The following is a 26,079-nucleotide window of genomic DNA, read 5'->3' on the forward strand; positions in this document are numbered from 1 at the left end:
TTGCAGAATACGACGAGCCAGCAACCGAACTGGCAACCAGGGCAGCACAGCTTCCGCAAGCCTGGTAAAAAAAATTAAGAAGAATGGGTATCAGCCAAAAGCTGAACTGCAGAACCTCTGATGATTGACGCAAACCTTGCCGCCCAGCATGAAACAAACCAAGGGGCGGCGCCCAACCCTGCTGCAGAAGCCTGCAGCACAGGTACAGGGCAGTACTAACAAAAGGTATTAAAGGTACCAACGGATAGCACAATAACAGCGCGTATCCGGAGTTTTTGCAGAGCGAATAATAGGCAAATGCCAGTCTCAACAAGCCGCATAGATCCATGGCGCGGTAGAGCTGGCATACCTTATTTTCCCTGCCCTGCCTGGTGGTCCTCTCCACCGGACAGCCAACAAGCAAGCCTGTGAGTAGCGGTGTCACACCTTTGCGCAACGCAAGGAAAACGACACGCATGAAAAGAATGCTAATCAACGCAACCCAACCTGAAGAGTTGCGTGTTGCCCTGGTCGACGGCCAGTGGCTCTATGATTTAGATATTGAGAACCGAACCCGCCAGCAGAAAAAAGCGAACATCTACAAAGGTAAGATTACCCGTGTAGAACCCTCCCTCGAAGCTGCATTCGTCGACTACGGCGAAGAGCGCCACGGGTTCCTCCCCCTGAAAGAAATCTCTCGCGAGTACTTCCTCAAGCAGCCCAAAGACATCGAAGGCCGCATCAAAATCAAAGATGTTGTCAAAGAAGGTATGGAAGTTATTGTCCAGGTGGACAAGGAAGAGCGCGGCAACAAAGGCGCCGCCCTCACCACCTTTGTCAGCCTCGCCGGCCGCTACTTGGTGTTAATGCCCAACAACCCTCGTGCCGGTGGCATCTCCCGCCGCATTGAAGGTGATGAGCGCTCCGAGCTCCGCGACGCACTGGCCAGTGTAGACGTCCCTTCGGGCATGGGCATCATCGTGCGTACCGCCGGCGTTGGCCGCAGCGGTGACGAGCTGCAATGGGACCTCAACTACCTGCTGCAACTTTGGAACGCCATCAAAGAAGAAGCTGATACCTCCAAAGCGCCACACTTCCTGTTCCAGGAAAGCAACGTCATTATCCGCGCCATCCGCGACTACATGCGCGACGATATCGGCGAAGTTATTGTCGACGACAAAGGCGCCTTTGAGCTGGCCGCAGAGTTTGCTCGCCAGGTAATGCCCCACTACGCCAATAAGGTGAAGTACTACGAAGACGCCATCCCGCTGTTCAATCGCTATCAAATTGAAAGCCAGATCGAAACAGCATTCGAACGCGAAGTGAAGCTCCCCTCCGGTGGCTCCATCGTTATCGATGTGACCGAGGCTCTGGTATCTATCGATATCAACTCCTCCCGCGCAACCAAGGGCGGCGATATCGAAGAGACCGCGCGCAATATCAACCTGGAAGCCGCCGATGAAATCGCTCGCCAGCTGCGCCTGCGCGATATGGGTGGACTGGTTGTCATCGACTTTATCGACATGCAGAGCAAGTCAAACCAGCGCGAAGTTGAAAAGCGCATGGAGAAGGCCCTCAGCATGGATCGCGCCCGCGTTCAGGTTGGCCGCATCTCCCGCTTCGGACTTTTGGAAATGTCCCGCCAGCGCCTGCGCCCATCCCTGGGTGAAACCACCTTCCGCGTCTGCCCCCGCTGTAGCGGTCAAGGCACCATTCGCGGCACCAAGTCTCTGGCTCTCTCCATTCTCCGCCTGGTAGAAGAGGAAGCGAAGAAAGAGCGCAGCGCTGAGATCCGTGCAATTACCCCGGTGAATGTCGCGACCTACCTGCTGAACGAAAAGCGTAAAACGATCTCCCAGATCGAGTCCCGCAATTCCACTCGCGTAGTAGTTGTGCCCAGCGCGGAAATGGAAACGCCGCACTTTGAAGTTCAGCGCCTGCGTGACGATGACACCGCGACCCTGGAAACTTCCTACAAGATTTCTGGCACTGCCGAAGAGACAGTGACCAAGAAAGAGGAAAAGCCACAGCGTCCAGCTTCAGCGCAAGCGGCCGTGCAGCAAATTGCCCACACCGCTCCAGCTCCCACCCCGGAGAAAAAGGAAGAGCCGGGACTCTTCAGCCGATTGATTAGTGCTATCGCCTCCTTCTTCACCGCAGAAGAGGAAGAGCCGAAGAAGCATCAAAAGTCCAAAGGCCGTGGCAAGGACTACCAGCAGCGCAACCGCAATCGCAACCAGCGCGGAAATCGCAACAACCGCAGTGGCCGCCCCGCGCGCCGCAAGGATGATCGCCGCGAAGACAATAAACGCGACGACCAACGCGAAGATAAGCGCAGCGCCAAGCTGGACGAGCATGACAGCGCCTCCGATCGCCAAGGTGAAGGTCAGCGCAGACGTCGCCGTCGCCGCAACGACAACCGCCGCAGCGACAACCGCACCCAAGCTGCTGAAACCCAAAATACCGTTGATACCAACGAACAGGCTGGAGACACTTCCGATCAGCAGCGTCCAGCACGTCGCCCGAGCAATGTGCGCGGCCGCCCTCAGGCGCGCCGTCGCGGCGGACGTCGCAGTGAGAACACCGCAGCAACCGCGGTAGCTCACAGTCAGGAAGAGCTGAATCGCGAAGTTCACGAAGCTATCGACGAAGCTGAAAGCGAAGCCCGCAAGACCAAGGAGGTCGCAAAAGAGGCTCGCACCGAGGCGCCCAAGCCCAAGACGAAAGACTCTCAGAAGGCTCAGAGAGCTCCCAAGCAAGCAGCTCAGCCCGCCATCACAATGCCGGTGCGAACTGCTCACGAGGCAAAACCTGAAGCACGAGAGACCCAGAAACCTGCAGCTCAACCGCAAAGCGCCCCACATGCAGCCAAAGCAGCCGCCTCCGAGCAGCAACAGCAGCCTACTCAGCCCAAGCCCAAAGCTACCCCGGTAGAAAAAGCAGCTGCGCCAGCTGCCGAGCCAGTCAAGCCTGTAGAGCAAGCGCCAGAACAAAAAGCCACCACGGCAGAAGTTCCGGCTGCCCCCAAAGCTGAAACCACTCCTGCCAAGCCAGAAGTAGAAGCAGCAGAGGAAATCGTGCTTGAAGAAGCACACGCTGCAGCTGAAGCTTTACAGGAACAGGCAGGCACCAGCGAGCCGGAAGTTCAGGAAGAAATTGTTGCCGCCGAGCAGGCAGCTTCCGAAGAGGAACCGACCGCACCCGGCCAGGGACGCGCAGTAAATGATCCGCGCATCAACCCCAAACCACTGGGTGAATTCTCAATTGTTACTGAGCGCCGTGAAGTGGGCTCCCAGCAGCCTCTGGATACCGCGCAGCCGGCAGCGATTGAGCACAACCCACGTGCCCTCGCCCGCCCGGCCAACGACCCGCGTATCAGCCGCAAGGCCGTGGAAGTTGATGCCAGCGCAAATATCGATCGCGACTCTGCAGAAGCGAGCTAAGCGATAACTGCCAAGCCGCCCCAGCCAATGACTGGGGCGACCTTATCAACCTGACAATCAGCCTTGAGCTGATCAATAAATCACCTAACTTATTGAACTATATAAAAAAAATCAAAATGGCGCTTGTACATCCCCGGAAGCCATGTATAATGCGCAGCACAATTTGGTGGGGTGGCTGAGTGGTCGAAAGCGGCGGTCTTGAAAACCGTTGACTGTAACAGGTCCCAGGGTTCGAATCCCTGCCCCACCGCCATATAAAGTCTTGTAAATCATAGACTTACAAGCATCGAAGGGCGGTACCAATTTCCTTGGTACCGCCCTTTTTCGTTTACATCTCAACAAAGTCTCAACTCAAAAATATCTCTTACTACCAGGGAGGCGGGAAGTGCATGCCTTCATGGCGCCGGCACCCTTCTCCAAGCTGAAAGAAAAAAGCAGAAAGCCATTTGAAAAGGAGTTTATATGGCAGCCTGTAAGCTGAGCATGCGCGAGGAACTAGAGCGCAGATATACCGAACTCAGACGGCAATTGATCCAAACGGCCAATGAGGCACTGGATCTACCGGATACCCGCCTTGCACTTGTCGATAGCGCCTCCTGCGCGGCTTTCCGGCATTGGGAGAATCACTCCAACCGGAAGGTTGATTGGGACTGACCTTCTTCCTGGATAAGCTGGAAACTCAAGCTCCCTAAACGATTTGAATCTGCTACTTGGGCTGGGAACCGTCTAGTAGGTTTCGCTGTGAGGCGTCCAACCTATCACGCTATAGGGCTAAGGCTGGACTACATCGAGAAATCACCAGAAGCTGGGGAACCACATTTAGACCTAACCTATTTGGCCCTATACGCCTATGCCACGCTTCTCGGCGCTACGCATGTAAAAATCATGCACCCTATAAACAGTGATGTCCGAGATTACTATGAACACAAAGGGTTCCAGTACGACCCCAAAAGCGACAGCTGTATACGGAGAATTATTTGATGAATGACAAAATCAAAGACTTCAATACTGCTCATGATGAGAAGCTCAAAGGGCTTTCTAAAGAAGAGCGAGCAAAGCTGGGCTAAAGAAGCTGGCTCAACAAATGAGAGCAGAGAAAGGCAAGATCAAAGAGCCTGAAGGCTTGGCATCCGGTAAAAGTGATAAAGACGGAAAAATGATCATTGATCTCGATTGGGACCATGACGATGAGTAACAAGCCGCTAACCGACAAAGAAAAACAGTTCACTGTTCTGCCCAATGAAGCCGACCCCAAGAGTTCGTACACAAAGGCAAAGAAAGCAATCTCAAAGGCATTAGCTGAGGTCAAAAAAGGTAAAGGCACAAGATAACTGCCTGACCAACGCTGCCATTGCAAGTCAAGCCAGAGCGCGCCAGCCCTAGCTACAAAGATGCTCCTGTCGCCCTCTTCCCTTGTAGCCCGTGCCAGTATTCTGAGGCTCTGATCAGTGAAAAATCTGTTCAAAGCGCTTCAAAGCCTTTCATTTTGTGAAATTCCTATTGGCTGTAGACCCCGCACCAGCGCAGGCCATAGCCACTTATGCCATTTCACCAACCAAAAGAACGCCCAAAACCGGCAGGCGTGGGGAGGAGTGAACGGCGACCCTATTGGCGGTATGTTTTTTGATCAGAGGGGAGCTGTAGGCCTTAGGAATTGCGGGGTTTGGGGGAGATTGGTGGTTTTGGTTGCTTTTAGAAGGTATGAAGGGTTTTGAAATTTGGTTAAGACCACAATGGTTACGTGCTACAGCTTTAAAGCCACTTCCTTGGAATGTTAGGATTTGATGGAATAATTAATCAGAAGGAGCTGAATATGCGTACCTTTGCAGGGTTATTTTTCGTCATTGCAAGCCTGCTCCTTTTATCAGGGTACGAAAGGAATAACAGAGTTTATCCGAATGCGGAAAACCTATTCGAAATTGAAAGTGAAGGGCTTAAGGTTCTTGACGCTAGAAATATCGAAGATGGCATATTTGTTGTGATTGGTGAATCTGCCTCTCGGCGATGTGAAATAGAAGTATCTGGAGTAACTTTAGAAGATGGGCTGGCGGTCAATTCAATTGAGCATAAAAATAAAATTCAAGCTGTTTGTTTCTGGGAAGATAAAACCTACAGGCAACTGGAGAATCCATTTACAAATATAGCGCTAAGAATAGATGAGAGTATAACTGTAGATCTCCAACTGCTAGGCAGAGAAAACAATAACTATTTGGCAACTACTCTAGTAAATACCCCTGTAGATAAATGAAAATGGAACAACAAGTTAATATCAAAACTGAAAAAAAACCAAAACAAACAGAGCCGACATTAACCGAAGACACACGGTATAAATTTTTCTTTTGGGCAGGAATAATAGCTACATCATTCATGCTTCTTATAATGACCATGCTGTTTATTGAAAGGCCACACCCTGAACCCAACAACACAGGGATAGGATGGATACAAACACTTATCGTCTACCTTACACCCGCATTTAGTGTAGCAGCAGGCTCAATTGCATTGATCGGCATTGTCTCTCTGGCTTTTCGCAGTGAACAAACTGCACGGCAAATTGAACATGCAAATAGTGCCCTGGATCATGAGAGGAAGAAATCTTCATTTTCAACCTTCATTGAACACCAAAAATTATTCAGAGAAAGAATAGATTTGATTGAAGAACAAGTTCCATTTAAATTTATAGATAAGCACAGACTCCACTCTTAAGTATTCCCTCTCAATGAAATAAAAAACTTCGATATTTCCATACCGAAAGACTCCAATATCGACGAAGCAATACAACTAGCCGAGAAAATCAGGAAAGACGATCAAACCCATAAAGAGCAGCACTATTTCTCCCTAGAAGACCTAACAGATCAATATTCTAACCTTACTTCTTTATGCTCAAAACTATGGGTCATGCACGATGTACTACAGGATGAATTTGCAATGTGTAAAGATTTCAGGGAAATTTATCGGCAACTTGAATACATTATTTTAGAACTAACAAGAATGTCCTCCAATGAAAACTACAACCAAAGTCCAACGCTCAGAATGGGTTACATTTATCCAATAGCAATGAAAAAAGCTTTGTCTTTAACGGCCAGCCATATACCTAATGAGGAGGGCGAAACTTTCTTTATTTTTGGGGAACTATTAAGGACCGCCCGCCCTGGTAAGAGACTCTATTCAACTCATGTACATCGAATATACGTACCTATAGACCAACTACCAATAGATCGAGTAAAAATAAAAGAGTATATCCACACTTGAGCCTAGATTTAAAAGCGCCAGCTAATGCTGACACGTCATGTCTCATTCCGGGCACTCTCTTTCCTCCAACATCCCACCCCGCAATATTGAATAGCGTGTAATTTCCCCCACCCAAACATCCAAAATATTTAACCATGAATAAAATATTGCCTTATCAGATTTAGCAATTTCTTTTGCAAGCTCCTTGGCTTCCAGCTCGCTAGGTGCTGCCACCTTAAAGCTGTTTGCGCCGTCATTCATCAAATGAATCCCACCTGCAAATATTGCGCATCTATTGCTTTTCTGTTTTTTCATATATTTATCCAGAATTTTTAAAAAACCTTAACTTCAAAATTCTAAATTGTAGATACAGGCTAAATGTTTTAATCCACAATCGGCGCCAACTCAGCGTCCAGCTTGTCGGCGTCGTCCTTCTGCCCACTAAACTCCCCCGCCTGGTCCGGCACTTTGGTTTTTAGTGGGGTACCGTTGTCGGTGTACTCGTGGGTGTGCCCTGCGGACGTGTTGGCTATTGCGCTGGTCACTTTGATTAACTCATCCAGGATGCGCAGTACGTTGCTGGATTCATTGCCTAGCCACACAGTGCCGCCGTCCTTCACTACCAGGCGTTGCTTCAGCTTGGCAAAGCGCTCCGCCACTGCCTGGCATTACTCACTAATATTGCCCGTGCCGTCAATGCGGTAATAATTGGCCGCATCCTGGGCCAGCAACATATCTGTAGCCCCCAGCTGCGGTAGCAGTTCCCCTCGCGCAAATACCGAGCGAATAAACGGCCTGTGCGGCAGACCCATTACAAAAGCGAGCTCCACCAGATTTGGCATCAAGGCCTATTTCAACCCAGCCTGCCTACAACACCTCTCCTGCATAGAAAGCCATCAGAATAGCCAGGTCTATACCCCACCCTTCAATCTTCTCGATTGATAATCCAATGCTTAACTTTACCGGCCCCGCCCCTGCCACCAGGAGGAACTACCACTCCATCATCATCCCTGGATATGATTGCAATCAGTTTCCCAGCAAAGGGCACAGTTATGCAAATCTAAATCTCAAATAAAACCTTTTAAGCTTCAGGGCTTTACTCCTGGTAAGATAACTCAAGCCGACAACAAAGAAACTACCCATGGAAAATCAAGATCTACAACCTATCGCAACCCAACTTTCATGCCCTGAAGGAAAGGCCGGGATTGAAATGGGCAACAAAATGAATGTGCTCAACCAGATGATTACTAATCAGGCCATTCAAAAGTTATCAGTTCAAAAAGGTGAGTCCATCGTCGAAATCGGGCCTGGTAATGGATCGCTATCGCTACCAATATTAAATAGATTAGGTGCTGATGGCCACTATTTAGGTGTTGAGCTGTCAGAAGTCATGGCAGATGAACTTCGGAAAATGTTGCTAGATAGCTGCTGCACTGCGGAAGTAATCTTTGATGACTGCCTAGACGTTCAACTTGAAGGTGGGAGTGTAGACGGTGTTATAGGGGTTAATATTCTCTATTTTATCGAGGATTTATCGGCTTTCTTTAATCACATCAGCGACTGGCTCACTCTAGGAGGGCGGGCAGTATTTGGGGTTCGCTCAGATAAATCGCTCAAAAAAATACCCTTTACCCAATTTAAATTTCATATACGCTCCACAGAAGAAATTAAATCCCTTATGGAAAAAGCAGGTTTTGATTCGGTTGAATCCCACCACTTTAATGAAGAAAAGATTCCTTTTGAAAATACAATCGTGCCAGCTGATTCAGTAATCATTATTGGGAAAAAATCCAGTTGTAAAGCTTGAAATGCGCGGTCAGCTGTAGAAGCGGAACCTTATTACCCACAGCAAGGAAGATCTTGCCTTTTAAATGTTCCGTCCTACTCAATGTCGAGTACAGAATAGGCAGTCAATTTCCCTCTGGCATGCTCCATGTCTTTCGCCAGAAACGCTCCTAGCGAAGTTATCACTTGGTGCCACCATCACTATCTTTCCAATACATAAAGGTTTACACAAAGTTCCAGCTAGCACTCCAACTATGCGATACTCCCACCCCAAAAGAAGTGTAAAGAAAACAGGGAAGGCCCATGACCAAAATCACACTTACTCTGGCAGCAATATTGTTGGCTGGCTGCAGCTCCGTCACTCACCTTTCACAAAAAACAGCAGCGGAAGTCAGGCAAGCGGTCTCTGTCCAAGCGGATGAAGAAAGTACAGGTACCCAATTCTCAGGGCCAAAATTGCAAGCAACTACTGATGGCTCCGACTTAAACCTCTACTATTATAATCTCCGTGCCTTCGCCCCTACCGATAACGAGCCGACCAAGTACCACCTTCAGGTTTTTATCACTTACCGCAGAGCGTGGCGTCACTATGAATCTGCAGAATTAAGTGGTGGACAGCCAGTAGAAACCGCTCCTATTAACAAGAGTGTCCTTCAGTGTGTCAGCGGCAATGAGTGTATGCTCGAAGAAGCTCTGGATATCGCACTCACCGAAGAGCAAATACTGGCTTCAGTGCGCAATCGGGACAAGCTCAAACTCAAATTGAGAGCAAAGTCTGGACACAGCTCTACTATTGAGGTTCCAGCCAACTATCTACTTGGATTTTACGCAGCGGTTGTAAACTATGAGGGGTAGAGCCCCCTCTCTGTAGGGATAAACTACTAACTAAGTGCTCTTCTGAGCAGGTTCTGGAGCCCTAGCCTGGCAATATGCCTGAGCCGTGTTGGCCAACCCTTCCCCCAGGGCCACTGGGGGAGTCCAGTCCAGCTGCTCTTTGGTTTTAGCAATATCTAACTGCAGGGAGCCGCACAGACGCTCAGCGATAGCCCCCTTTCCTATCAGCTTTAGCGCACTGGTAAGCGCGAGCTGGGGAACTGGTATTAGCGGGGTATTACACCCCAGAGCATGAGATAAGCCACGCAACAAATCTGTGACAGATATATCCATATCATCAGATACAAGAAACACCTGATTTGCCGCATTTGGGTGGCAAATACATACACATATCAAGTCTATTAGATTACCGATAGACACTAAACTACGGCGATTGTTGATTGCACCCAACGGCAGAGGAACGCCCTTTATGAGCCAACTCATCATCGATTGGAAATTCGCCTTTACACCGGGGCCGTAGACTAAAGGAGGGCGAATAACAACTACTTCCATTCCAGTAGTGCCAGCCAACTCGAGCAGCCCATCTTCAGCTTCCTTCTTTGAAAGCCCATAGGGGTCGGTGGGATCGCACTGCTCATCCGCACTAAATGGGGCACGATTGTCGGTGGACTCGCCATTAACTTTAATGGAGCTAAGGTAAATAAAGCGTCTGACACCAGCTGAAGCCGCCTGCTGTGCCAACTTGATAGTGCCCTCAACATTCACTCGCCGAAATTCGGCTAAGGGATCAGCCGAAGTCTCTTCCATCACATGGACACGCGCAGCAGTGTGAATGACCGTATCTATATCAACCAGCGCATCACCCCAATCTGTATTGCTTGACAGATCACCGATCTCAAAACCACCCTCAACCTTGCGGCGATACACTGGCAGGACCGTATAGTCTTCTTTACGAAGCTGTGACAAGAGAGCAGCCCCAACAAAACCGCTGGCACCGGTTAGCAATATACGTCCTTTCAAAGAAAGCCTATTTTTTGCTGAAAAATTCACGTTAGTTTACACCGACTGCCATTTCGACACACCTTTCTAGTCATAAGGAGCTTATCAACCAAAATGCAAAACTGAACAGTCACCAGAATAACGCTGGTATTAATTATCCTGCCTTTGATCCATACCACAAAATCGCTCTCTGTCAGCGCTAGCATTCCTAAGCCTGGCCCTGACATTATTCAAGGCCCTCTCATGAGGGGCATAAGTATCAGGCCTGCCCCATTGAGCCTCCCAGGCCTCCCTGGCCTGCAGGCAGGCTTTCGCTTGCTTGAACTTCCAATTCGCTTCCTCACAAGGCTGCAATCCCTGAGGTGACTTGCGGTCACAAATCTGGTGATATTTTTTATGCGCCATCTTCTCTTTGAAGTTCTTAGCGGTAGCCCCTTCAAAGTGGCGAATTGGTGGAGTCTGGACTTTCCTATCAGTACGCCCCTGCTTGTCTCCAGCGCTATCCAAATAGGTTACTGGAAAAAATACAGCATCCAAAAGTTCACCATCTGTATACTGACGGTCACCCGTGCTAATGGAAAAAATGTCGAAAGGGTAATGTGCAAAAACAAAAGACGGAATCACCGGCAGGAAAAATACTATAATTAACAACACCCAAAACGGGAGGTTGGCCGAGAATTGTTTTGGCATTGAGTGATGAAACCTCCCTAAACCATCTATTTATGACGGCTGATTCCATATCATACAACCAAATAAAAGAGCTTACGAAGTCTAGTGAATTAGACTACAAATCCCAAATCTGAATACACTTATTGCACCCAATAAGTTAGCACAATAGGCAGAATGAAAATACTCATAAGAGTTGAGAGGAAGATAATACCGGATATCTTGGCCGAATCCTGGGGGCGATAAATGGATATCCAAAGGTAAGTACTAACCGCGCAGGGCATCAGGCATTGCAAAATAAGCACTCCTCGCATAGCACCGACAAAATTAAAAATGTTTGTCAAAACAAGCGCAGTAGTTCCCCCGAGAATCACATGGCCAATAGCAAAGATAATTCCAACCCTAGTGTCGCTCAGTTTAATCTGGGCTAAGCTATGCCCTAGTGTCACCAACATTAGTGGGATCGCCATACCCCCCAGTATATTAAGGGAGGACATAACGGCCTGTGGCAAGCTTATATTAAAAATCAGTGCAACTATAGAAAAAACCACACTATAAATTGCCGGACTAAGTACAATTTCCTTAACAGACCAGCTACCAGAGGTTACTCCAGGAGCGACAACAAAAAAGAAGATCATTCCCACTACAACAAATGCAATCCCGTAAAGAACTCCCGAGTGCCCGAATGCCAGTGCACATACTGCCAGGCCAATATTGCCCACATTATTCATACTTAAACAAGAAAAGTAAGTACGTATATTCTGCCGAAACAATGATAAAAACAGGAGGGCTAGCACCGACATAAGAGAATACATTAGAAAGGCCGCCAGCAACACCCACAGAAATTTATCCAGCACTATCGTCTGTCCCAACATATGATCCAATATCAACGCAGGATAACCAATATGGGCCATTAATTTAGATACCATTCTAGAGTTTAGCTCTTGCTTACTCGCTGCGAACAGGTACCCAATAAGAACACAGATAAATACGGGAGCAACAACCTCAAATACGTTCTCAAACAAGGTTCTCATCGAACGTTAAACTCTCATCATCCCACGTCTTGGCATAGCAAAATAATTTTTCATTTTGGGGACTGGTATCACTTACCCACTTGGGCACACCCAGAACATAGGTTTTTAACTATCCTCAGGTAAAATCATCAATTAATTCTATCGTAGAGCTACATAGAAGAAACCTCATCAATATAACAAGCCGCTATCAAACTGAAAGAAATAGAACATGAATATCTGCCTATAAGTTCAGCTGTAACTCTTTAAGATTTAAGGTTGGGGTTATCCAAATTTCAGCATCAAAGGCTGCAAAAAATTTTTCATTGTAGGTCATTAACTGATCTTGGCAATTTTCCTCAAAGATAAAAAGCGCTGCGCGCTTACCATGCTCCAGGAAGAAGTAAGAGGCTTCTGGATTGGCTGTGGCAATAAAGTCGTTCATGGCGACAGACATGCTATTGTCAGTAATAGACTTATTGCCGGCCTTAACCGGTATCAAGACTTTCATTAGTAGACGCATTTAGATCCCTGCTATTTTTCGCGATTACGGGATCAAAACATAGCCTTTTAGCTATCCCACTGCGCTGTATTAAGTGACAATTCTCAAAACGAAGTCTTGATAATTAATAAAAGTCAATTCGCTAGAAATGTAACTTTCTTACCTGTAATATTTTCGCCTACAAGAGCCACCAAGTTACGAAGCTCTACCCACCCTCAGAGAAAATACCCCGTCAGTAGAACAAGACCAGGGTAGTTAACTCGCCTCAGGTAGTTACCAAATCACTGGGATCACTGCCTTTTTTTGGCGCTTGTTCAACCCACTTTATCCACTTTAAATCCTCTACCATAGTTGTATATATAACCGGCACCAAAAATAAGGTCCCAAAAGTAGCCAGGATAAGTCCTCCAATTTGCGCAAAACATAATGGCCGCCATAGAGGGCCACCATGAATAGCTAAGGGAATTAAAGCAAAAGTTGTCGCAGCAATAGTGATAAGGATGGGGCGCAACCTCAGGATTCCCGCATCCAGTAGAGCCTGACGAAATGAATCTCCAGCGGCATGGCGCACTTCTATAAAGTCAAACAACACGATAATGTGACTTACAATAACCCCAATAAGGCTCACGATCCCCAGAAATGCCATGAAGCCAAATGGTTGCCCGGAAATAAATAATGCAGCAAGTGCTCCTACCATACCCAAAGGGACAGTAGCAAATACTACTAGCGGTTTTATCAGACTGCTGAACTGGAATACCAGAGCGAGAAATATTGCACTAGAGGAGACAGCCATAATCATCAGCAACTGTAAGAACCCATGTCGAGTACTGGCTGCATCTCCAGATATTTGCAGTTGATATCCGGCAGGCAGGGATTCAGAGAATTCATCCAACTCTTCCTGAATACCCGCCACTATATCTGATGAAATAAATCCTGCGTATGGAAATGCATAGACAGTAATCGTACGAAATTTCTCCAACCGATAGATTCGTTCTGTCGAGAACAAAATTGAAGTAGTTGCCACTTGTCGCAAGGGAATATGAATATCGCTATCAGATGCAAATACATACAAATTATTGACATCTTCCAATTGTCCGCGCTCCGCCAGGCGCAGTTGCGCTACGATGGGAATTTCTTTATCTCCCTGCCGTAAAGTATCCACAGTAGAACCATTAAAGCCGGAAGATGATGCTATCGCGATATCAGCATTGGTTACTCCTGACATCTCAGCCCTGTCTTCCAACACATTCATATTTAGCACTAAGCTTTTTCCTGCCCAATCTGCACGAACTACACGAGCGTAGGGAGACTTTTCAACAATTTCTTTAACTTTTGCAGCGTATTCTCTCAGGAGTGAAATATCCTTCTCTTCCTCAAGAGACCCAACGGCTACGCGTCCCGAAATCCTTATCTCAACAGGGTGCTCAACTGTGCTTGTCTGCAGTTGCCGAACGTCCAACCCCGCCCCTGGAATACGTTCAGAAAGGGCGCTTTGAATGAGTGGAATCAAAATAGGTGTCAAATATTTATTGCTTAATCGAACTATTATCTGCCCATAATTCGGCTGCTTTTGCTGAGGGTTGGCGGTGTACCAAAAACGCGGTGCTCCACCACCCAAAGTACTACTAATTCCCTCCAAAATGGGTTTATCACTATCTTTTATATGTTTCTTTTCATACTCCTCAATAGTCTCCCTAATTATCTCTTCCGCTACTTTTGCAACATTGTCTGTTGCATCAATACTCGCATCATTTTGCAACCAAACATCAACATAAAAGAGATACTGAACATCTGCAGGAAAAAATGCATTCCTCAACTGGCTTTTTATAACAACACCTAGCACAAGCAATCCCAGGGCAATAAACAGTACAATCTTTCTATTACTGATCGCCCAATCTGCCGCGCGATAATAGCGCCCTGTAAGCCCCTCTTTTCGCCTAACTTCCAAACTTTGCTCCACTTGTTGAGGAGGGCGTAACAACGTGTTACCTAGAAAAGGAATAAATGTCATAGATACTATGCGGGATGCAACCAAAGCGCATACCATAACAATAGGAAGGCTATGCAGAAAATCACCCTGATTACCCGTCAGCAATAGGAATGGAAGATATGCAACAATATTGGTTAGAGTTGCAAAAAAAATGGCCTTGGCTAGCAAAGTTGGCCCCAACCAAGCTGCAATAATAGAGGGTTTTCCAGATGCCATTTGCCGTTTGATCGCATCGCTTGCTACAACAGGATCGTCTACCAACAGCCCCAGTGCGATAATCAGCGCCGCAATAGACACTTGCTGGATATCGATTCCCAACAACTGCATAAACCCGAAGGTCATTGTCAATGTTACGGGTATGGATATCATTAAAAGCACAGCAGATCGCCAATCGGAAAATCCGATAAATGCAATTATTACGACCAAAATAATTGCTTCAATCAAAGCTTCCAGAAAGAGACTTACACTCTCTCGTACCTGCCGTGGCTGATCAGAAACTCGATCTATAATCAGGTCTTTTGGCAGGTCCACTTTGACTTTTTCTAGGACTTCACTGACATTGCGTCCGAGCTGTCCGATTTGTCTACCATCCAGCATCTGCACTGAGAGGTTAATGCTGCGGCTACGCTGCCACTCACTATTCTCATCCCTATTTACATAGTAATTTAAAAGTGGGGGGGGACTTTGGTACCCCATAATTACATCAACTATCCCCCGCAAGTACACTGGCGTCCCAGTATCGCTCAGTGTCACAGGAACGTCAGCTATTTCCTCATGATTGGTGAATTCACCACTGGGCATAATGGCTATACCCAGGTCATCCGCAATAATCGAACCTCCGGGGATAGTTGTATTACGAGCATTTAGAACCGGAGCGATCATATCAGGCCGCAGGCCATAGGAAGCCAACCTCTCTTGGGAATAAAACAGTTTCACTTCTTGAGTGAGTACACCTGTTCTTAACACCCTTTTTACTTCTGGAATAGCTCTGATATTAGATGCGATAAGGTCTGAAAAATCATCGAGCTGACGATAACTATATTTAGCTCCCGCAACCTTCATTAAATGGTCACGGGTATTGACGAGATTGCGAACTACGAAAGGGTCCCAGGCATCCGGAAAAAAACGCTGGGCACTTAATTTATCAGACAAATAGCGTTTTGTTGCCGCCAGCAACTCGCCGTTACTTTTATCTGATAGGAAATCTACCCCTAAATAGCCAGCCCCGTTTAAAACTTCAAAATCTGTTCCATAACCTTGCGCTTCAAGCCAACTCGCAAATATCCATAATCCTGTGGCAGAGTATGTATTAGCCAAGGACAAAGGGAGGGCGACAACAATACTTACGCGCTTGTCGCTATTTGATTCCTGTCCGCGAATCTCAGATATTCCCTCCCTAATATCTTCCGCACGCAAGGTAATCTCAGTTGGTCCAGCTCGAGGACTAGCCACACTAAGCAATACTGCAGCTGTATCACCAAACTCAGAATTCAGAGAAATTTTACTGGCTCCAGAAGGTAGTTGCTGCTGGGCATCAATCAACTTCAGGTTAAGGTCATTAAAAGCTTTAGTAGCATCAGTTTTCGGTGCCAACTGTGCTTGCACCATAGAAACGCCATTTAATGTCAGGGATTTAATCCCAAAAGTTCTCGAATCTGGCTCATGGAGATATTCACTTTGCGCTATCGCTTCTTCCACCTTCCGGGTTACTAACTCCTCAACCCTAACAGCTGATTGTCCTGGCCAATGAGTCGTCGCTATTGCAATACGCACAGGAATGTCTGGATCTTTACTTTTTGGCATGAATAGATAGGCAACCACCCCCCATATCAGGAAAGTCACCAGCAATGCTGCCGAAATACTCGGATTATCTACAAAAAAACGGGCAGTATTGAAACGGTGGTGACTTTCCGCCTCAACAATTTCTGCATGTCTTTTTTCTTTCTGATCTGCCATCCCCTAGTCCTCAAGGCACGACTATTATGGCTTCCCCATTGCTGAGCTGAGCAGCACCAGTAGAAACCACTTCCTCGCCCACCGTAACCCCCTGGATAATGACAATATCGTTGCCTGTTACCTGTCCCGGGAGTACCTTTCTTAGTTTTGCTCGCAAAACTTCTCCATCTCTCTCCAATACAAATACAGCAAACCCTTTTGCTTTTCCCGGATGAGCAACTAAACAAGAAAGCGGTATAACGACCCTATCTTGAGGTATCGGTATTTTGTCCAATGCCAGAGACATAATCATACCTACCCGTAACTGAGCCTTGGGATTATCAACAGTGACCGTAATTGCAAATACCCGAGTTCGAGGGTCAGCCATAGGGGAAACTTCAGTGATCATCCCTTTGAAAGTAAGATCTGGTAATGACTCCGTACGCAGTGACACCACACTACCTAGAGGGGCATAACTCAACACCAAGTCCGGTACAGAAAATACAACCTTCACTCGAGTGATATCAGCCACAATGTAACCAACCGACTGTGTGTGAACTAATGTGCCCACTTCAATGTTCCGCTGCAGGATAATTCCGGTAAGTGGGGATCGCAGCACTGTATCCCGCAACTCTTCCTCTGCCCGGTCTAAATGAGCCTTACTGCCAACGACTGTAGCCTGTGCAATTTCATACTCTTCCCTGGCTGTATCATAATCAGGAGCGGTGATACTAGCCGTGGCAAAAAGTGCAGTTGCCCTTTTGTAGTTAAGATCAGCTTTACGCCGTTCCGCTTCAGCTTTACTCACGTTTGCAGCTGCTTCCACCACGCGATCCCGATATTGCTCGTCATCAATCTTAGCCAGTACCTCGTGACGTTTTACATAATCTCCTCCCTGCAGCAAACGAGTCTGTCCGAGCGCCTTTCGGGATGGAATCACACGTACATAGCCTTCAGTTCGAAACGCCACATCAACTTGTGTATAAGGATTGACAACTGCAGAATAGGGATAACCCGCTGCAGCGTCTTGCGTGCGGGCAACAAAAACTTCTACTGGTGTGGGCTTTTTCTCTGGTGGATGGCGGTGACAGCCTGTAACAACCACTAGCATTGTAAAAAGGCAAAGGCTGATAAAGCGCATTTATCACACCTCCCCCACGGACCTTTCATATTCAGCCAAAGATCCCCACACAGAAAGTACAGCGCGGTTGTAATCACTATTCGCGCGAAAAAGCTGTTTTTCCGCCTCCAGTACATCACTTAGAACTGCGGCTTGTTCGCGGTAACGATTTGTCATTACACGCACTTTCTCTTGGTAAGCTGCCTGTAATTCCCTTGCAACTCCCACAGATTCTTGGGAGGTACGTAATCGTCGCAGGCTCTCACGCACTTCTATTTCTATTCGATTGCGAACCTCTTCCGACTTTTTTTCAGCTTCAATGATTTTACTGGCACGACTGGATAGCTCATCTCGTTTTCGCCCCCAATCAAAAAACTCCCAGCGCATTTCCAGAGCAACAAATGCTTCGGCATCAGGTATCAACCTAACGTCATAGAGTTTTAGGTATTCAACAGTCAAATCTACATCGGGGATATATTCAGACTTTTTAACATCGTAGCTATATTCAGCGCGCTCAATTGACAGCTCTGACTCAGCGAGATCTGGACGCTGCTCAAAGGCTAGCCCCAAAGAAGTTTCTATATCGAAGACTAAATGATGTGGGTTTGGAAGACTCTGAATATTGAAAGGAGTTTCAACATCCCGATCCATCAATGCATTGAGACGCTCTTTCGCTGTAGCCATTTCATCGGTAAGACGCTGGCGCTCCAATTTGCGCTGCGCAAGGCGTGCACGTACATCCAAGAGTTCATATTCAAGGGCAACTTGTTGCGCGACATAATTCCCTACAAGCTCACTCAGGGAAGTAAGGAAGATAATGGCTTCATCTACAGCCTGTAGATCCCCAAGTATTCTGCCAATTTCAAAGTACTGGATCTTGGTGAGGTAGCCCACATCCTGTTGCACCAGGCGAACTTTCTCCTCCGCCATTTCGGTCACAACATACCCCTCACAAATCTCGAGCTCTATGGTATACAACTGTGTGATAGGTTGGGTCGCACTGACGGAAAAGGACTTGGTCACACCTTCCTCTGATGTGATCTCGATATCTTCTGGAGGAATAGGCCCAATTGGGGAGTTTTGCACCCAGACGCCACGATCAAAGGTATACCTCTGGCGTGTAAGGTTATCAATGATGCCCGCTTTCATTTCCAACCTGGGATAGCGCCTTGTTTTTAATGCCTCAACGTCATCCCAAACCTCATTGACTTCAAGTGCAGCCGCTTGAACCCGTAAATTGGCAGTCACCGCCAAATCAACAGCATCCTCCAGAGTCAAAACCGGTTCGCTGGCATAGCTCCAGGCTCCACCGCCAGTTAGCAATATTGCGAGCGCGCACTCGAACAACGGTCACCTCTATTTCCAGCAACAATTTTGATCTGCTCACTGCGCAAATAAATTTAGGATCGAGTAAGTATATCTGTTGACAGCCACTGTCCTGGCCACTGAACCCAGACTGGCGGATTCCTGCTTATCCTCTTAATTGATATTTAAATTTTTAATAAATCAACAAATTAATATTCCATCCACTCAAAACTAAAGAGTCATTATCGAAACCACCAATGCCCTTCGGGGTATTTCGTCTCACCCATCAATTTGCCCAATAAAAACTGTCAGGACGCCATAAAGAAGTATCGCCTGTCGCCATCCTTTAGCTAGGCTAATTAATGGCGGCAATCAAAACCGTGTTTCTTTGGTTCCGTGGATAACCCTATGGTGGCGAAGCTTCTTCCTTTATTGATTCTCGCGGTTTGCACTATCGCCGTAGCCGGGGTATTGAGTTTATTGGTTTATTTTGACCTTGATGACCAAATTATTGAGCTAATGCAATGGCTCAACGAGCAGGGCTGGCAGACAAGCTTGCTATTTATCTTAATTGTGGCCGCAGCAATCGTCTTTTTATTACCTGGCGTCATTTTTACGATGGGAGCGGGGTTTGTATTTGGCGTTATAAAAGGAACCCTACTGGTCATCGCCGGCACCGTACTCGGGGCAACCCTGGCATTTCTAATCGCCCGCTATCTCCTCGGCGAAAGAGCCTCCCGGTGGATTATGTCCCATATCAAACCCGCAACGGTCGGCGAGGTGATTCGTCGCGAGGGTTGGCAAATGATTATGCTGACCCGACTGGTCCCCCTATTCCCTTTTAAGTTGTCGAACTACTTCTTTGGACTAACTCCGGTTCGACTGTGTGACTTTGTGATCGGCAATGCGCTTGGAGTTATCCCACTCACATTACACAACGTTTACATCGGCTCTATTGCCGCAGACCTTACCTCCCTGGGTAAGGTTGAGGAACGCACGCCCGTCCAGTGGGGGTTTTACATTGCCGGTTTTGCCCTCGCCGTCATCGCACTAATCGGGCTCACCCGCATGGCTCGCCGTGCATTGAAAAGAATTATTAAAGAAGAGGACCTCTGATGCCTTGGATGAAATGGCTCCCTTGGCGCTTCTTCGTACGCCGCTTTGCCACCGCTCACGGTTTCCTTGACCCACTCACGTTAATGGCGCATTTACAGCGCTTTGCTGAACCCTCGGAGGTGAGTGAACCCATCGAGCTGCTGCGAGCAGGAGCGGTATTTCACGCTCGTGCGTTAATTAACAGCAAGGTGATACAACACAACCTGGACTGGGTTTGGCCCTACTGGATCCAGCGCCAATTCGACCCCCATGACAAGTCGTTTATTCCACGCGCCTTTTCCATTAGTCACTGCAACCTAAGCCACCGAAACTGGACTGCAGTTGGCATACCGGACTGCGAAGAGTTACCGATTATAGATCCGCGAGGCCTGCTAACACCCCACTACGATGGCTGGTCTATCGATGCCTGGATTATCAGTGACAGCGGTGAAGAGTTGATGCCCTCTACCCTCGGATTCTGCAACCAGCACCAGGAACTGGGAGATGATATTGCAATAGTCACAGAATCCCACCGTCGCGGTCTTAAGTTACACAACAGAGCTTCAGCGAGCCTACTCCAGGGCCACCCCCGCTGCGTGCTAGAACTCAACGCGCAGTGCCCAGGAGGAGGCTGGCTCATGGTCGTTCTACGCCCCTGCAACCCCGAAGGGGTCAGCTTTGTACATAAGGTTCGCCTGAGCGACAGTGGGCGCAGTTGGCTTATTGAAGATAAGGCTGCAGTCGAGTTCAGTCAGCAGGTAGACAAACATTTGGCATCTAACTACAAGCGCGGTGATATCTATCTACATCTCAGAGATAAGGAGAGTAGCCGCGAAGGGCTTTGCGATATTGGCATGGCCTCCGCAGCTGCCATGTTTCGTATTGAAGACCGAAAATCCCGTAAGATTGAAGTTGCCATCCCCTTGGTTACAGAAGAGAGCAAACAACGCTCTCCCCTCTGCTGGGAACACGTCCTGGAAGGTCACTGCGCCCTGACCGTGCCCGACGAAAAGTTTCAATTTCTCTACGACTCGGCAATACGTACCCTCATCCTCCACTCACCCAAAGATGTTTACCCAGGGCCATACACCTACAAGCGGTTTTGGTTTCGAGATGCCGCGTTTATGATCCAGTCGCTACTTTTTGCTGGCTTTATCAACCGCGCAGAGAGAGCCCTGGAGCAGTTTCCCCATCGGCAAAAGCGGGATGGATTTTTTCACTCTCAGGACGGGGAGTGGGATTCAAATGGCGAAGCCCTGTGGATTTTTAACCTTTACTGTGAATTAACCGGCAGCCCCCTCAAGCAGGCATGGTGTGACCCTGTTGTAAAAGGTGCCAAGTGGATTATCGGTAAGCGCCTACCGAAAGATGACAGTCTCTGTGGAGGGCTTCTGCCGGCAGGTTTCAGTGCAGAACACCTTGGACCCAACGACTGCTACTACTGGGATGATTTCTGGGGCGTCGCCGGTTTACAAAGTGCAGCGGCCATCTGTACGCGCGAGGGGATGGATGACAATGCCCATCGCTTTAATAATGCTGCCAGCGACTTCCAGCGCACCATTGACCACAGCCTTCAAGGCGCTCAAGACCGCCTGGGACGCCCCGCTATGCCCGCTTCACCAAACCGGCGCCTGGATGCCGGAGCCATCGGGTCAATCGCCGCCGGTTATCCTCTACAACTTTATCCCCCCGAAGACCCTAGACTGATAGACCTGGCGGAATACCTGATGAAGAAGTGTTTTGTCAGTGGCGGCTTTTTCCAGGACATGATCCACTCAGGCATTAACGCTTACCTCACCCTCCATATTGCCCAGGTATTGCTTCGCGCTGGGGATCCTCGCTGTATTGACCTTATGCGCAGTGTGGCAGAGCTGGCATCACCAACGGGACAATGGCCAGAGGCTATCCACCCCCACTCCCTCGGAGGATGTATGGGAGATGGACAACATGCCTGGGCGGCAGCTGAGTGGGTGGCGATGCAGCGCAATTGCTTTGTACGGGAAGAGCAAGATGCCCTGGTACTGATCTCCGGATTACCCCCGGAATGGCTCCAAGGCACCGACTCCGATCACCCCATCCGCTTTGGGCCCGCACCCACTCGCTTTGGACCAGTCACCCTGGAAATCCAACCAGGCTCTACGCCCAAGGTTTCTTGGGCTGCCGATTGGCATGGAAAACCCCCAGCAATCGCCATTAAAGCTATCGGCTTCCGGTCTGTGCTGATTACAGACGATGCCCAGAGTGCGGAGTTGAGCCCTCAGTGAATATCGTTATGCTCACTAACACCTACCTGCCCCACGTAGGCGGTGTTGCACACTCCGTCGCAGCCTTTAGCAAGGAGTACCGAAAACTCGGGCACAAGGTACTCGTAATAGCACCCGAGTTCTCTCAAAAATCCGATGATGAAGAGCATATTCTGAGAATTCACTCAATCCAGAATTTTAACGGCACCGACTTTTCCATGGCTTTGCCATTTTCAGGCGTTTTGAATGACGCACTAGATAAATTCCGCCCGGATATCCTTCATGCTCACCATCCTTTCCTTTTAGGACTAAGTGCGCTACGAATTTCGCGGGAGCGGGAACTTCCCCTCGTTTTTACCCATCACACGCTGTATGAACACTACACCCACAACTTAATGGGAGATTCGCAAGCACTAAAACGTTTCGTTATGGAGGTCGCAACCCGATATGCCAATAAAGCGAACCTCGTCCTGGCCCCAAGCATGAGTATTGTGAGGCTACTCCGGGAGCGAGGGGTACAAACTCCAATTGCGGAAGTCCCTACCGGAGTAGATCCGGAACAGTACGCCCATGGCAAGGGAGATCAACTAAGGAAAAAGTTGAAAATACCTGCATCGGCATTTCTGCTGGGGCACTTGGGACGTTTTGGGAAAGAAAAAAACCTTATTTTCCTTTGTCAGGCTGTCGCCAAATTTTTACAAGAATATCCTTCCGCCCATTTCCTGCTCGCTGGAAGTGGGCCACTGGAAGATCAGCTTCAACAGTTTTTTATCAATAAAAAGTTAATACAGCGGGTGCATATGCCGGGAAAAGTAATTGGCAATGCACGCCGTGATGTTTACAGTGCAATGGATACTTTCCTGTTTACTTCCACCACTGAAACTCAAGGATTAGTTTTATCTGAAGCAATGGCATCTGGGGTGCCAGTGATTGCTCTCGAAGCCAATGGATCACGAGATATGTTGAAACAAGGCATTAACGGCTGCCTTGTAACCAAAGAAACACTCAATGATTTTGTTGCAGCAATACGCTGGTTTCACAACCAGCCTCACGATCGCCGTCAGCAACTAATTAAAGAAGCCAGATTAACTGCCCAGGATTTCTCCATGAAGAGTTGTGCGCAACGTGCGCTGGATCTTTATCAACCACTAGTGCATTACAACTGGCCGCTTGATAATTCCATTTACGCGCGATGTGTACGCACGGGAAAATTAATCACCATACAATGGGAAATTTTTGAAGGCTTCACCGAAGCTGCCGGCGCAGCCCTGAATCAACCACCCAAGCGTTAGTCCAGAAACCATGTTAAGCCGTATCGGACTATCCATCAGACGCTGGCGCCGCCGACTAAGTCGAAGTGAGTGGATCACTCGCCTGCTTGGGTTATCCACTAACCCAAACAGCCCTCATGCTCCAGGGCTCATTTTGATTCAAATTGACGGGCTGGCCTACCCCGAACTTCTCAAAGCACTAGCCCGGGGACGGATGCCATTCCTCAAACGGTTAATAAGGAAAGAGCACTATCGCCTGGAGCATATGTACCCAGGAGTACCCTCGACAACTCCGGCGGTACAGGCCGAGCTTTTTTACGGAGTGCGCCAAGCCGTACCCGCCTTTGGTTTTCTGGTCCATGAGACACAAAAGCTGGGGCGCATGTATGACCCGGAGGTTGCCGCCCTGGTAGAAAAGAGAATTAAGGCTCAACACCGGGATCCACTTTTAAGAGGAGGCAGTTGTTACCTAAGTTTATTCAAGGCCGGTACAAAAACCGGTGAAGCACACTTCTGTCCTGCAGATCAGGGTTGGGGTCCGGCTCTACGCGAGGCCGGCCCTATAGCAATCACCATCTTGATTCTCACCAATATTTGGAGCCTGGTTCGTACCACAGCTCTGATTTTGGTTGAATTGGTTTTATCCCTGGTAGATTGCATACGCGGGATTATTGCCGGCCAAAACCTGCTAAAGGAATTGATGTTTATCCCAACAAGGGTCGCCATCACCATTCTTACCAGGGAACTGTGTACCATGGGGGTGAAAGTCGATATCACCCGTGGCCTACCGATTATTTACATCAACCTACTTGGTTACGATGAACAATCCCACCGGCGCGGGCCAAAGTCAGCCTTTGCCCACTGGGTATTAAAAGGGATAGACAGCGCGATAGCCAAAATCTGGAAGGCTGCTCACGGTTCTGAACGGCGGCACTACGATGTGTGGATTTTTTCAGACCACGGTCAGGAACAAACCGTAGCCTATGAAGAAGTCAATGGGCGCAGCCTTGGCGATGCCCTCTCGGAAGCTCTATCCAGTTTACCTTCAGCGCCACAGATCAAATCTACCACCATCCCCAAAAAGGTCCGATTCGAGCGGGCCCGCCTGTTCGGCAGTGAGTGGATGGACAAAAGCAGTATCGAGGAGGAGTCCAAACAAGAGGGCGATAGAGCACCCACTGCCGTAGCGGCCCTGGGCCCAATCGCCATGCTGTACAACATAGACTTGAACGGCACCAGCCGGGCAGATGCCGCCAAAAGGATGGTAGAACAAGCCAAAGTGCCCCTAGTGCTCTATCTGGAAGACCCATCCTCCCCCGCTTCCTCACCAGTGCGTGGATGGTGGAAAGATGGCCCCATCAAGCTTCCTGAAGACGGACGCAAGCTGATGGGGGACGAGCACCCCTACCCGGTTGAAGCCGCTGAGGATATGGCCAGCCTGTGTCGGCATCCAGACTCTGGCGACTTTATGATGTACGGCTGGTGTGCCGGCATGCAGCAACCCATGACTTTCGCCATGGAGAATGGCAGCCATGGTGGCTCTGGCCCCAATGAAACCCATGCCTTCGCCCTGATGCCAGAGGATATCCAGCCCCCTGACCCCAGCCGGGGTTATTGGCGCCCGCAGGATCTGCGCTCCACAGCCCGCGCCTATCTCCGTGGCGCCCGCCCCATGAAGGTAGATAACCACAGGATGCCAAAAACTGTTTTGCGCATCATGACCTACAACGTACACAGTTGCCGAGGGCTAGATGGCAAGCTCTCCCCACAGCGAATTGCCCGGGTAATTGCCCGCTATCGCCCGGATGTGGTGGCATTACAAGAACTGGATGTCATGCGCAAACGCACCGGAGGCCTCGACCAGGCTGAGAGACTTGCTCGTCTACTGGCAATGGACCTGCACTTCCAGCCAACCATAAATATGAAAGAGGAGCGCTACGGCGATGCGATCCTCACCCATCTCCCCGCCCGACTCATCAAGAAAGGGATTTTGCCCGGCCCTCCCTCCGGCAAAGGGGGGCTTTTTAACCCTGCTGCAGACGAACCTCGCGGAGCTGTTTGGGTGGAAATCGAGGCCAATGGCAAACCTATCCAGATTATCAACACCCACCTGGGGCTATCCCGTGCAGAGCGGCTGCGTCAGGTAGATGCCCTTCTCGGCCCCGAATGGCTTAGCAATCCCCGCTGCACCGGAGAGCGAGTGCTGCTGGGGGACTTCAACGCGCTACCCAACTCTGCCGAGTGCAAGCGCCTCGGGGGCTATCTCAGGGATGCCCAGGAACAGGCGCCTCGCCACACCCCCAAAGGAACCTTTCTAAAGGTCCGCATTGATCACATATTCCTCAGTGCAGGACTCAATGTGAAACGGGTACGGGTGCCCAAGACTTCACTGACCCGCCAAGCCTCAGATCACCTGCCATTGATCGTGGATATTGACTTACCCATCAAGGGGAGAAAGTAATCGATCTCGGCTTATCGCGCCCCTCATTCTTAACACCTTCCACCCCAAGCAATAACACTTGAAAAATGCCCCGCAGCCCCCACAATAAGCGGAGAATATTTGAATAAATCCTTTAAAAATATAGGGTTTTTGCGAATTCATAGAGACTGGCAGACGGGCATTAAAAGGGTTTCCCCGACTTGATGCCCCCCACTGCGAGCGATATGATTCTTT

20 protein-coding genes and 1 tRNA gene are annotated in these 26,079 nt (G+C 48.7%); 11 read left to right on the forward strand and 10 right to left on the reverse strand.

Features of this window, described 5'->3' with window-relative positions:
• The first annotated feature begins 455 nt into the window (after positions 1 to 455).
• The 5 genes from ACJJIW_RS19310 (at position 456) to ACJJIW_RS19330 (ending at position 6,125) form a co-directional block, all read left to right on the forward strand.
• Positions 456 to 3,422: an Rne/Rng family ribonuclease gene (locus ACJJIW_RS19310; protein WP_444936102.1), complete on the forward strand. Its 2,967-nt coding sequence runs from the start codon at positions 456 to 458 to the stop codon at positions 3,420 to 3,422.
• Between the two features lie 165 nt (positions 3,423 to 3,587).
• A tRNA-Ser gene (locus ACJJIW_RS19315) sits at positions 3,588 to 3,675 on the forward strand.
• 209 nt (positions 3,676 to 3,884) lie between these two features.
• Entirely contained in the window at positions 3,885 to 4,076 is a 192-nt protein-coding gene (locus ACJJIW_RS19320; protein ID WP_444936103.1) for a hypothetical protein, read from the forward strand.
• 1,159 nt (positions 4,077 to 5,235) lie between these two features.
• Positions 5,236 to 5,670 carry a hypothetical protein gene (locus ACJJIW_RS19325; protein WP_444936104.1) on the forward strand — a complete coding sequence of 145 codons (435 nt, stop codon included), beginning with the start codon at positions 5,236 to 5,238 and terminating at the stop codon, positions 5,668 to 5,670.
• A 2-nt stretch (positions 5,671 to 5,672) separates the two neighbouring features.
• On the forward strand, positions 5,673 to 6,125 hold the full coding sequence (locus ACJJIW_RS19330; RefSeq protein WP_444936105.1) for a hypothetical protein: 453 nt from the start codon (positions 5,673 to 5,675) through the stop codon (positions 6,123 to 6,125).
• A 588-nt stretch (positions 6,126 to 6,713) separates the two neighbouring features.
• Here the strand turns inward: ACJJIW_RS19330 and ACJJIW_RS19335 are convergent.
• From ACJJIW_RS19335 to ACJJIW_RS19345, 3 genes are all read right to left on the reverse strand, one after another.
• Positions 6,714 to 6,965: a hypothetical protein gene (locus ACJJIW_RS19335; protein WP_444936106.1), complete on the reverse strand. Its 252-nt coding sequence runs from the start codon at positions 6,963 to 6,965 to the stop codon at positions 6,714 to 6,716.
• A gap of 68 nt (positions 6,966 to 7,033) precedes the next feature.
• The gene (locus ACJJIW_RS19340; protein WP_444936107.1) at positions 7,034 to 7,309 is read right to left on the reverse strand and encodes a hypothetical protein; all 276 of its coding nucleotides are present in this window, start codon (positions 7,307 to 7,309) and stop codon (positions 7,034 to 7,036) included.
• Positions 7,310 to 7,318: 9 nt separating this feature from the next.
• A complete protein-coding gene (locus tag ACJJIW_RS19345; protein ID WP_444936108.1) occupies positions 7,319 to 7,492 on the reverse strand; it encodes a hypothetical protein in 174 nt (57 codons plus the stop codon).
• Between the two features lie 299 nt (positions 7,493 to 7,791).
• Here ACJJIW_RS19345 and ACJJIW_RS19350 point away from each other — a divergent pair, with 299 nt between their 5' ends.
• Positions 7,792 to 8,457 carry a class I SAM-dependent methyltransferase gene (locus ACJJIW_RS19350; RefSeq protein ID WP_444936109.1) on the forward strand — a complete coding sequence of 222 codons (666 nt, stop codon included), beginning with the start codon at positions 7,792 to 7,794 and terminating at the stop codon, positions 8,455 to 8,457.
• Positions 8,458 to 8,738: 281 nt separating this feature from the next.
• Positions 8,739 to 9,290 carry a hypothetical protein gene (locus ACJJIW_RS19355; protein WP_444936110.1) on the forward strand — a complete coding sequence of 184 codons (552 nt, stop codon included), beginning with the start codon at positions 8,739 to 8,741 and terminating at the stop codon, positions 9,288 to 9,290.
• Between the two features lie 30 nt (positions 9,291 to 9,320).
• Here the strand turns inward: ACJJIW_RS19355 and ACJJIW_RS19360 are convergent, their stop codons facing one another.
• The 7 genes from ACJJIW_RS19360 to ACJJIW_RS19390 all read right to left on the reverse strand — a co-directional run bounded on the left by ACJJIW_RS19360 (position 9,321) and on the right by ACJJIW_RS19390 (position 18,838).
• Complete coding sequence (locus ACJJIW_RS19360) at positions 9,321 to 10,289, reverse strand: UDP-glucose 4-epimerase family protein (RefSeq protein ID WP_444936111.1); 969 nt, start codon at positions 10,287 to 10,289, stop codon at positions 9,321 to 9,323.
• Between the two features lie 129 nt (positions 10,290 to 10,418).
• Complete coding sequence (locus tag ACJJIW_RS19365; protein ID WP_444936112.1) at positions 10,419 to 10,958, reverse strand: hypothetical protein; 540 nt, start codon at positions 10,956 to 10,958, stop codon at positions 10,419 to 10,421.
• A 119-nt stretch (positions 10,959 to 11,077) separates the two neighbouring features.
• Positions 11,078 to 11,968, reverse strand: a complete 891-nt coding sequence (locus ACJJIW_RS19370; RefSeq protein ID WP_444893586.1) for an AEC family transporter — start codon at positions 11,966 to 11,968, stop codon at positions 11,078 to 11,080.
• Positions 11,969 to 12,188: 220 nt separating this feature from the next.
• Positions 12,189 to 12,467, reverse strand: a complete 279-nt coding sequence (locus ACJJIW_RS19375) for a hypothetical protein (protein ID WP_282932410.1) — start codon at positions 12,465 to 12,467, stop codon at positions 12,189 to 12,191.
• 244 nt (positions 12,468 to 12,711) lie between these two features.
• Positions 12,712 to 16,392 carry an efflux RND transporter permease subunit gene (locus ACJJIW_RS19380; protein WP_444936113.1) on the reverse strand — a complete coding sequence of 1,227 codons (3,681 nt, stop codon included), beginning with the start codon at positions 16,390 to 16,392 and terminating at the stop codon, positions 12,712 to 12,714.
• Positions 16,393 to 16,402: 10 nt separating this feature from the next.
• The gene (locus ACJJIW_RS19385) at positions 16,403 to 17,512 is read right to left on the reverse strand and encodes an efflux RND transporter periplasmic adaptor subunit (RefSeq protein WP_444893584.1); all 1,110 of its coding nucleotides are present in this window, start codon (positions 17,510 to 17,512) and stop codon (positions 16,403 to 16,405) included.
• Between the two features lie 3 nt (positions 17,513 to 17,515).
• Positions 17,516 to 18,838, reverse strand: a complete 1,323-nt coding sequence (locus ACJJIW_RS19390; protein WP_282932407.1) for a TolC family protein — start codon at positions 18,836 to 18,838, stop codon at positions 17,516 to 17,518.
• 366 nt (positions 18,839 to 19,204) lie between these two features.
• Between ACJJIW_RS19390 and ACJJIW_RS19395 the strand changes: the two genes are divergently transcribed.
• From ACJJIW_RS19395 to ACJJIW_RS19410, 4 genes are all read left to right on the forward strand, one after another.
• A complete protein-coding gene (locus tag ACJJIW_RS19395) occupies positions 19,205 to 19,912 on the forward strand; it encodes a TVP38/TMEM64 family protein (RefSeq protein ID WP_444936114.1) in 708 nt (235 codons plus the stop codon).
• Entirely contained in the window at positions 19,912 to 22,155 is a 2,244-nt protein-coding gene (locus ACJJIW_RS19400) for a hypothetical protein (RefSeq protein ID WP_444893583.1), read from the forward strand. The genes ACJJIW_RS19395 and ACJJIW_RS19400 overlap by 1 nt, the downstream gene beginning before the upstream one ends.
• An 8-nt stretch (positions 22,156 to 22,163) precedes the next feature.
• On the forward strand, positions 22,164 to 23,426 hold the full coding sequence (locus ACJJIW_RS19405) for a glycosyltransferase (RefSeq protein WP_282934676.1): 1,263 nt from the start codon (positions 22,164 to 22,166) through the stop codon (positions 23,424 to 23,426).
• 133 nt (positions 23,427 to 23,559) lie between these two features.
• Positions 23,560 to 25,866, forward strand: a complete 2,307-nt coding sequence (locus ACJJIW_RS19410) for an endonuclease/exonuclease/phosphatase family protein (RefSeq protein ID WP_282932404.1) — start codon at positions 23,560 to 23,562, stop codon at positions 25,864 to 25,866.
• Positions 25,867 to 26,079 lie beyond the last annotated feature (213 nt).

This window comes from Microbulbifer maximicatervae (SeqCode) (genome assembly GCF_052467815.1).

Bases quoted from the DNA above. Each gene is read 5' to 3' on its own strand.
- ACJJIW_RS19320 (WP_444936103.1), top strand. From the start codon at position 3,885: ATGGCAGCCTGTAAGCTGAGCATGCGCGAGGAACTAGAGCGCAGATAT.
- ACJJIW_RS19325 (WP_444936104.1), top strand. From the start codon at position 5,236: ATGCGTACCTTTGCAGGGTTATTTTTCGTCATTGCAAGCCTGCTCCTT.
- ACJJIW_RS19385 (WP_444893584.1), bottom strand. From the start codon at position 17,512: ATGCGCTTTATCAGCCTTTGCCTTTTTACAATGCTAGTGGTTGTTACA.
- ACJJIW_RS19380 (WP_444936113.1), bottom strand. From the start codon at position 16,392: ATGGCAGATCAGAAAGAAAAAAGACATGCAGAAATTGTTGAGGCGGAA.
- ACJJIW_RS19395 (WP_444936114.1), top strand. From the start codon at position 19,205: ATGGTGGCGAAGCTTCTTCCTTTATTGATTCTCGCGGTTTGCACTATC.
- ACJJIW_RS19350 (WP_444936109.1), top strand. From the start codon at position 7,792: ATGGAAAATCAAGATCTACAACCTATCGCAACCCAACTTTCATGCCCT.
- ACJJIW_RS19400 (WP_444893583.1), top strand. From the start codon at position 19,912: ATGCCTTGGATGAAATGGCTCCCTTGGCGCTTCTTCGTACGCCGCTTT.
- ACJJIW_RS19355 (WP_444936110.1), top strand. From the start codon at position 8,739: ATGACCAAAATCACACTTACTCTGGCAGCAATATTGTTGGCTGGCTGC.
- ACJJIW_RS19330 (WP_444936105.1), top strand. From the start codon at position 5,673: ATGGAACAACAAGTTAATATCAAAACTGAAAAAAAACCAAAACAAACA.
- ACJJIW_RS19345 (WP_444936108.1), bottom strand. From the start codon at position 7,492: ATGCCAAATCTGGTGGAGCTCGCTTTTGTAATGGGTCTGCCGCACAGG.
- ACJJIW_RS19370 (WP_444893586.1), bottom strand. From the start codon at position 11,968: ATGAGAACCTTGTTTGAGAACGTATTTGAGGTTGTTGCTCCCGTATTT.
- ACJJIW_RS19335 (WP_444936106.1), bottom strand. From the start codon at position 6,965: ATGAAAAAACAGAAAAGCAATAGATGCGCAATATTTGCAGGTGGGATT.
- ACJJIW_RS19375 (WP_282932410.1), bottom strand. From the start codon at position 12,467: ATGCGTCTACTAATGAAAGTCTTGATACCGGTTAAGGCCGGCAATAAG.
- ACJJIW_RS19310 (WP_444936102.1), top strand. From the start codon at position 456: ATGAAAAGAATGCTAATCAACGCAACCCAACCTGAAGAGTTGCGTGTT.
- ACJJIW_RS19405 (WP_282934676.1), top strand. From the start codon at position 22,164: ATGCTCACTAACACCTACCTGCCCCACGTAGGCGGTGTTGCACACTCC.
- ACJJIW_RS19365 (WP_444936112.1), bottom strand. From the start codon at position 10,958: ATGCCAAAACAATTCTCGGCCAACCTCCCGTTTTGGGTGTTGTTAATT.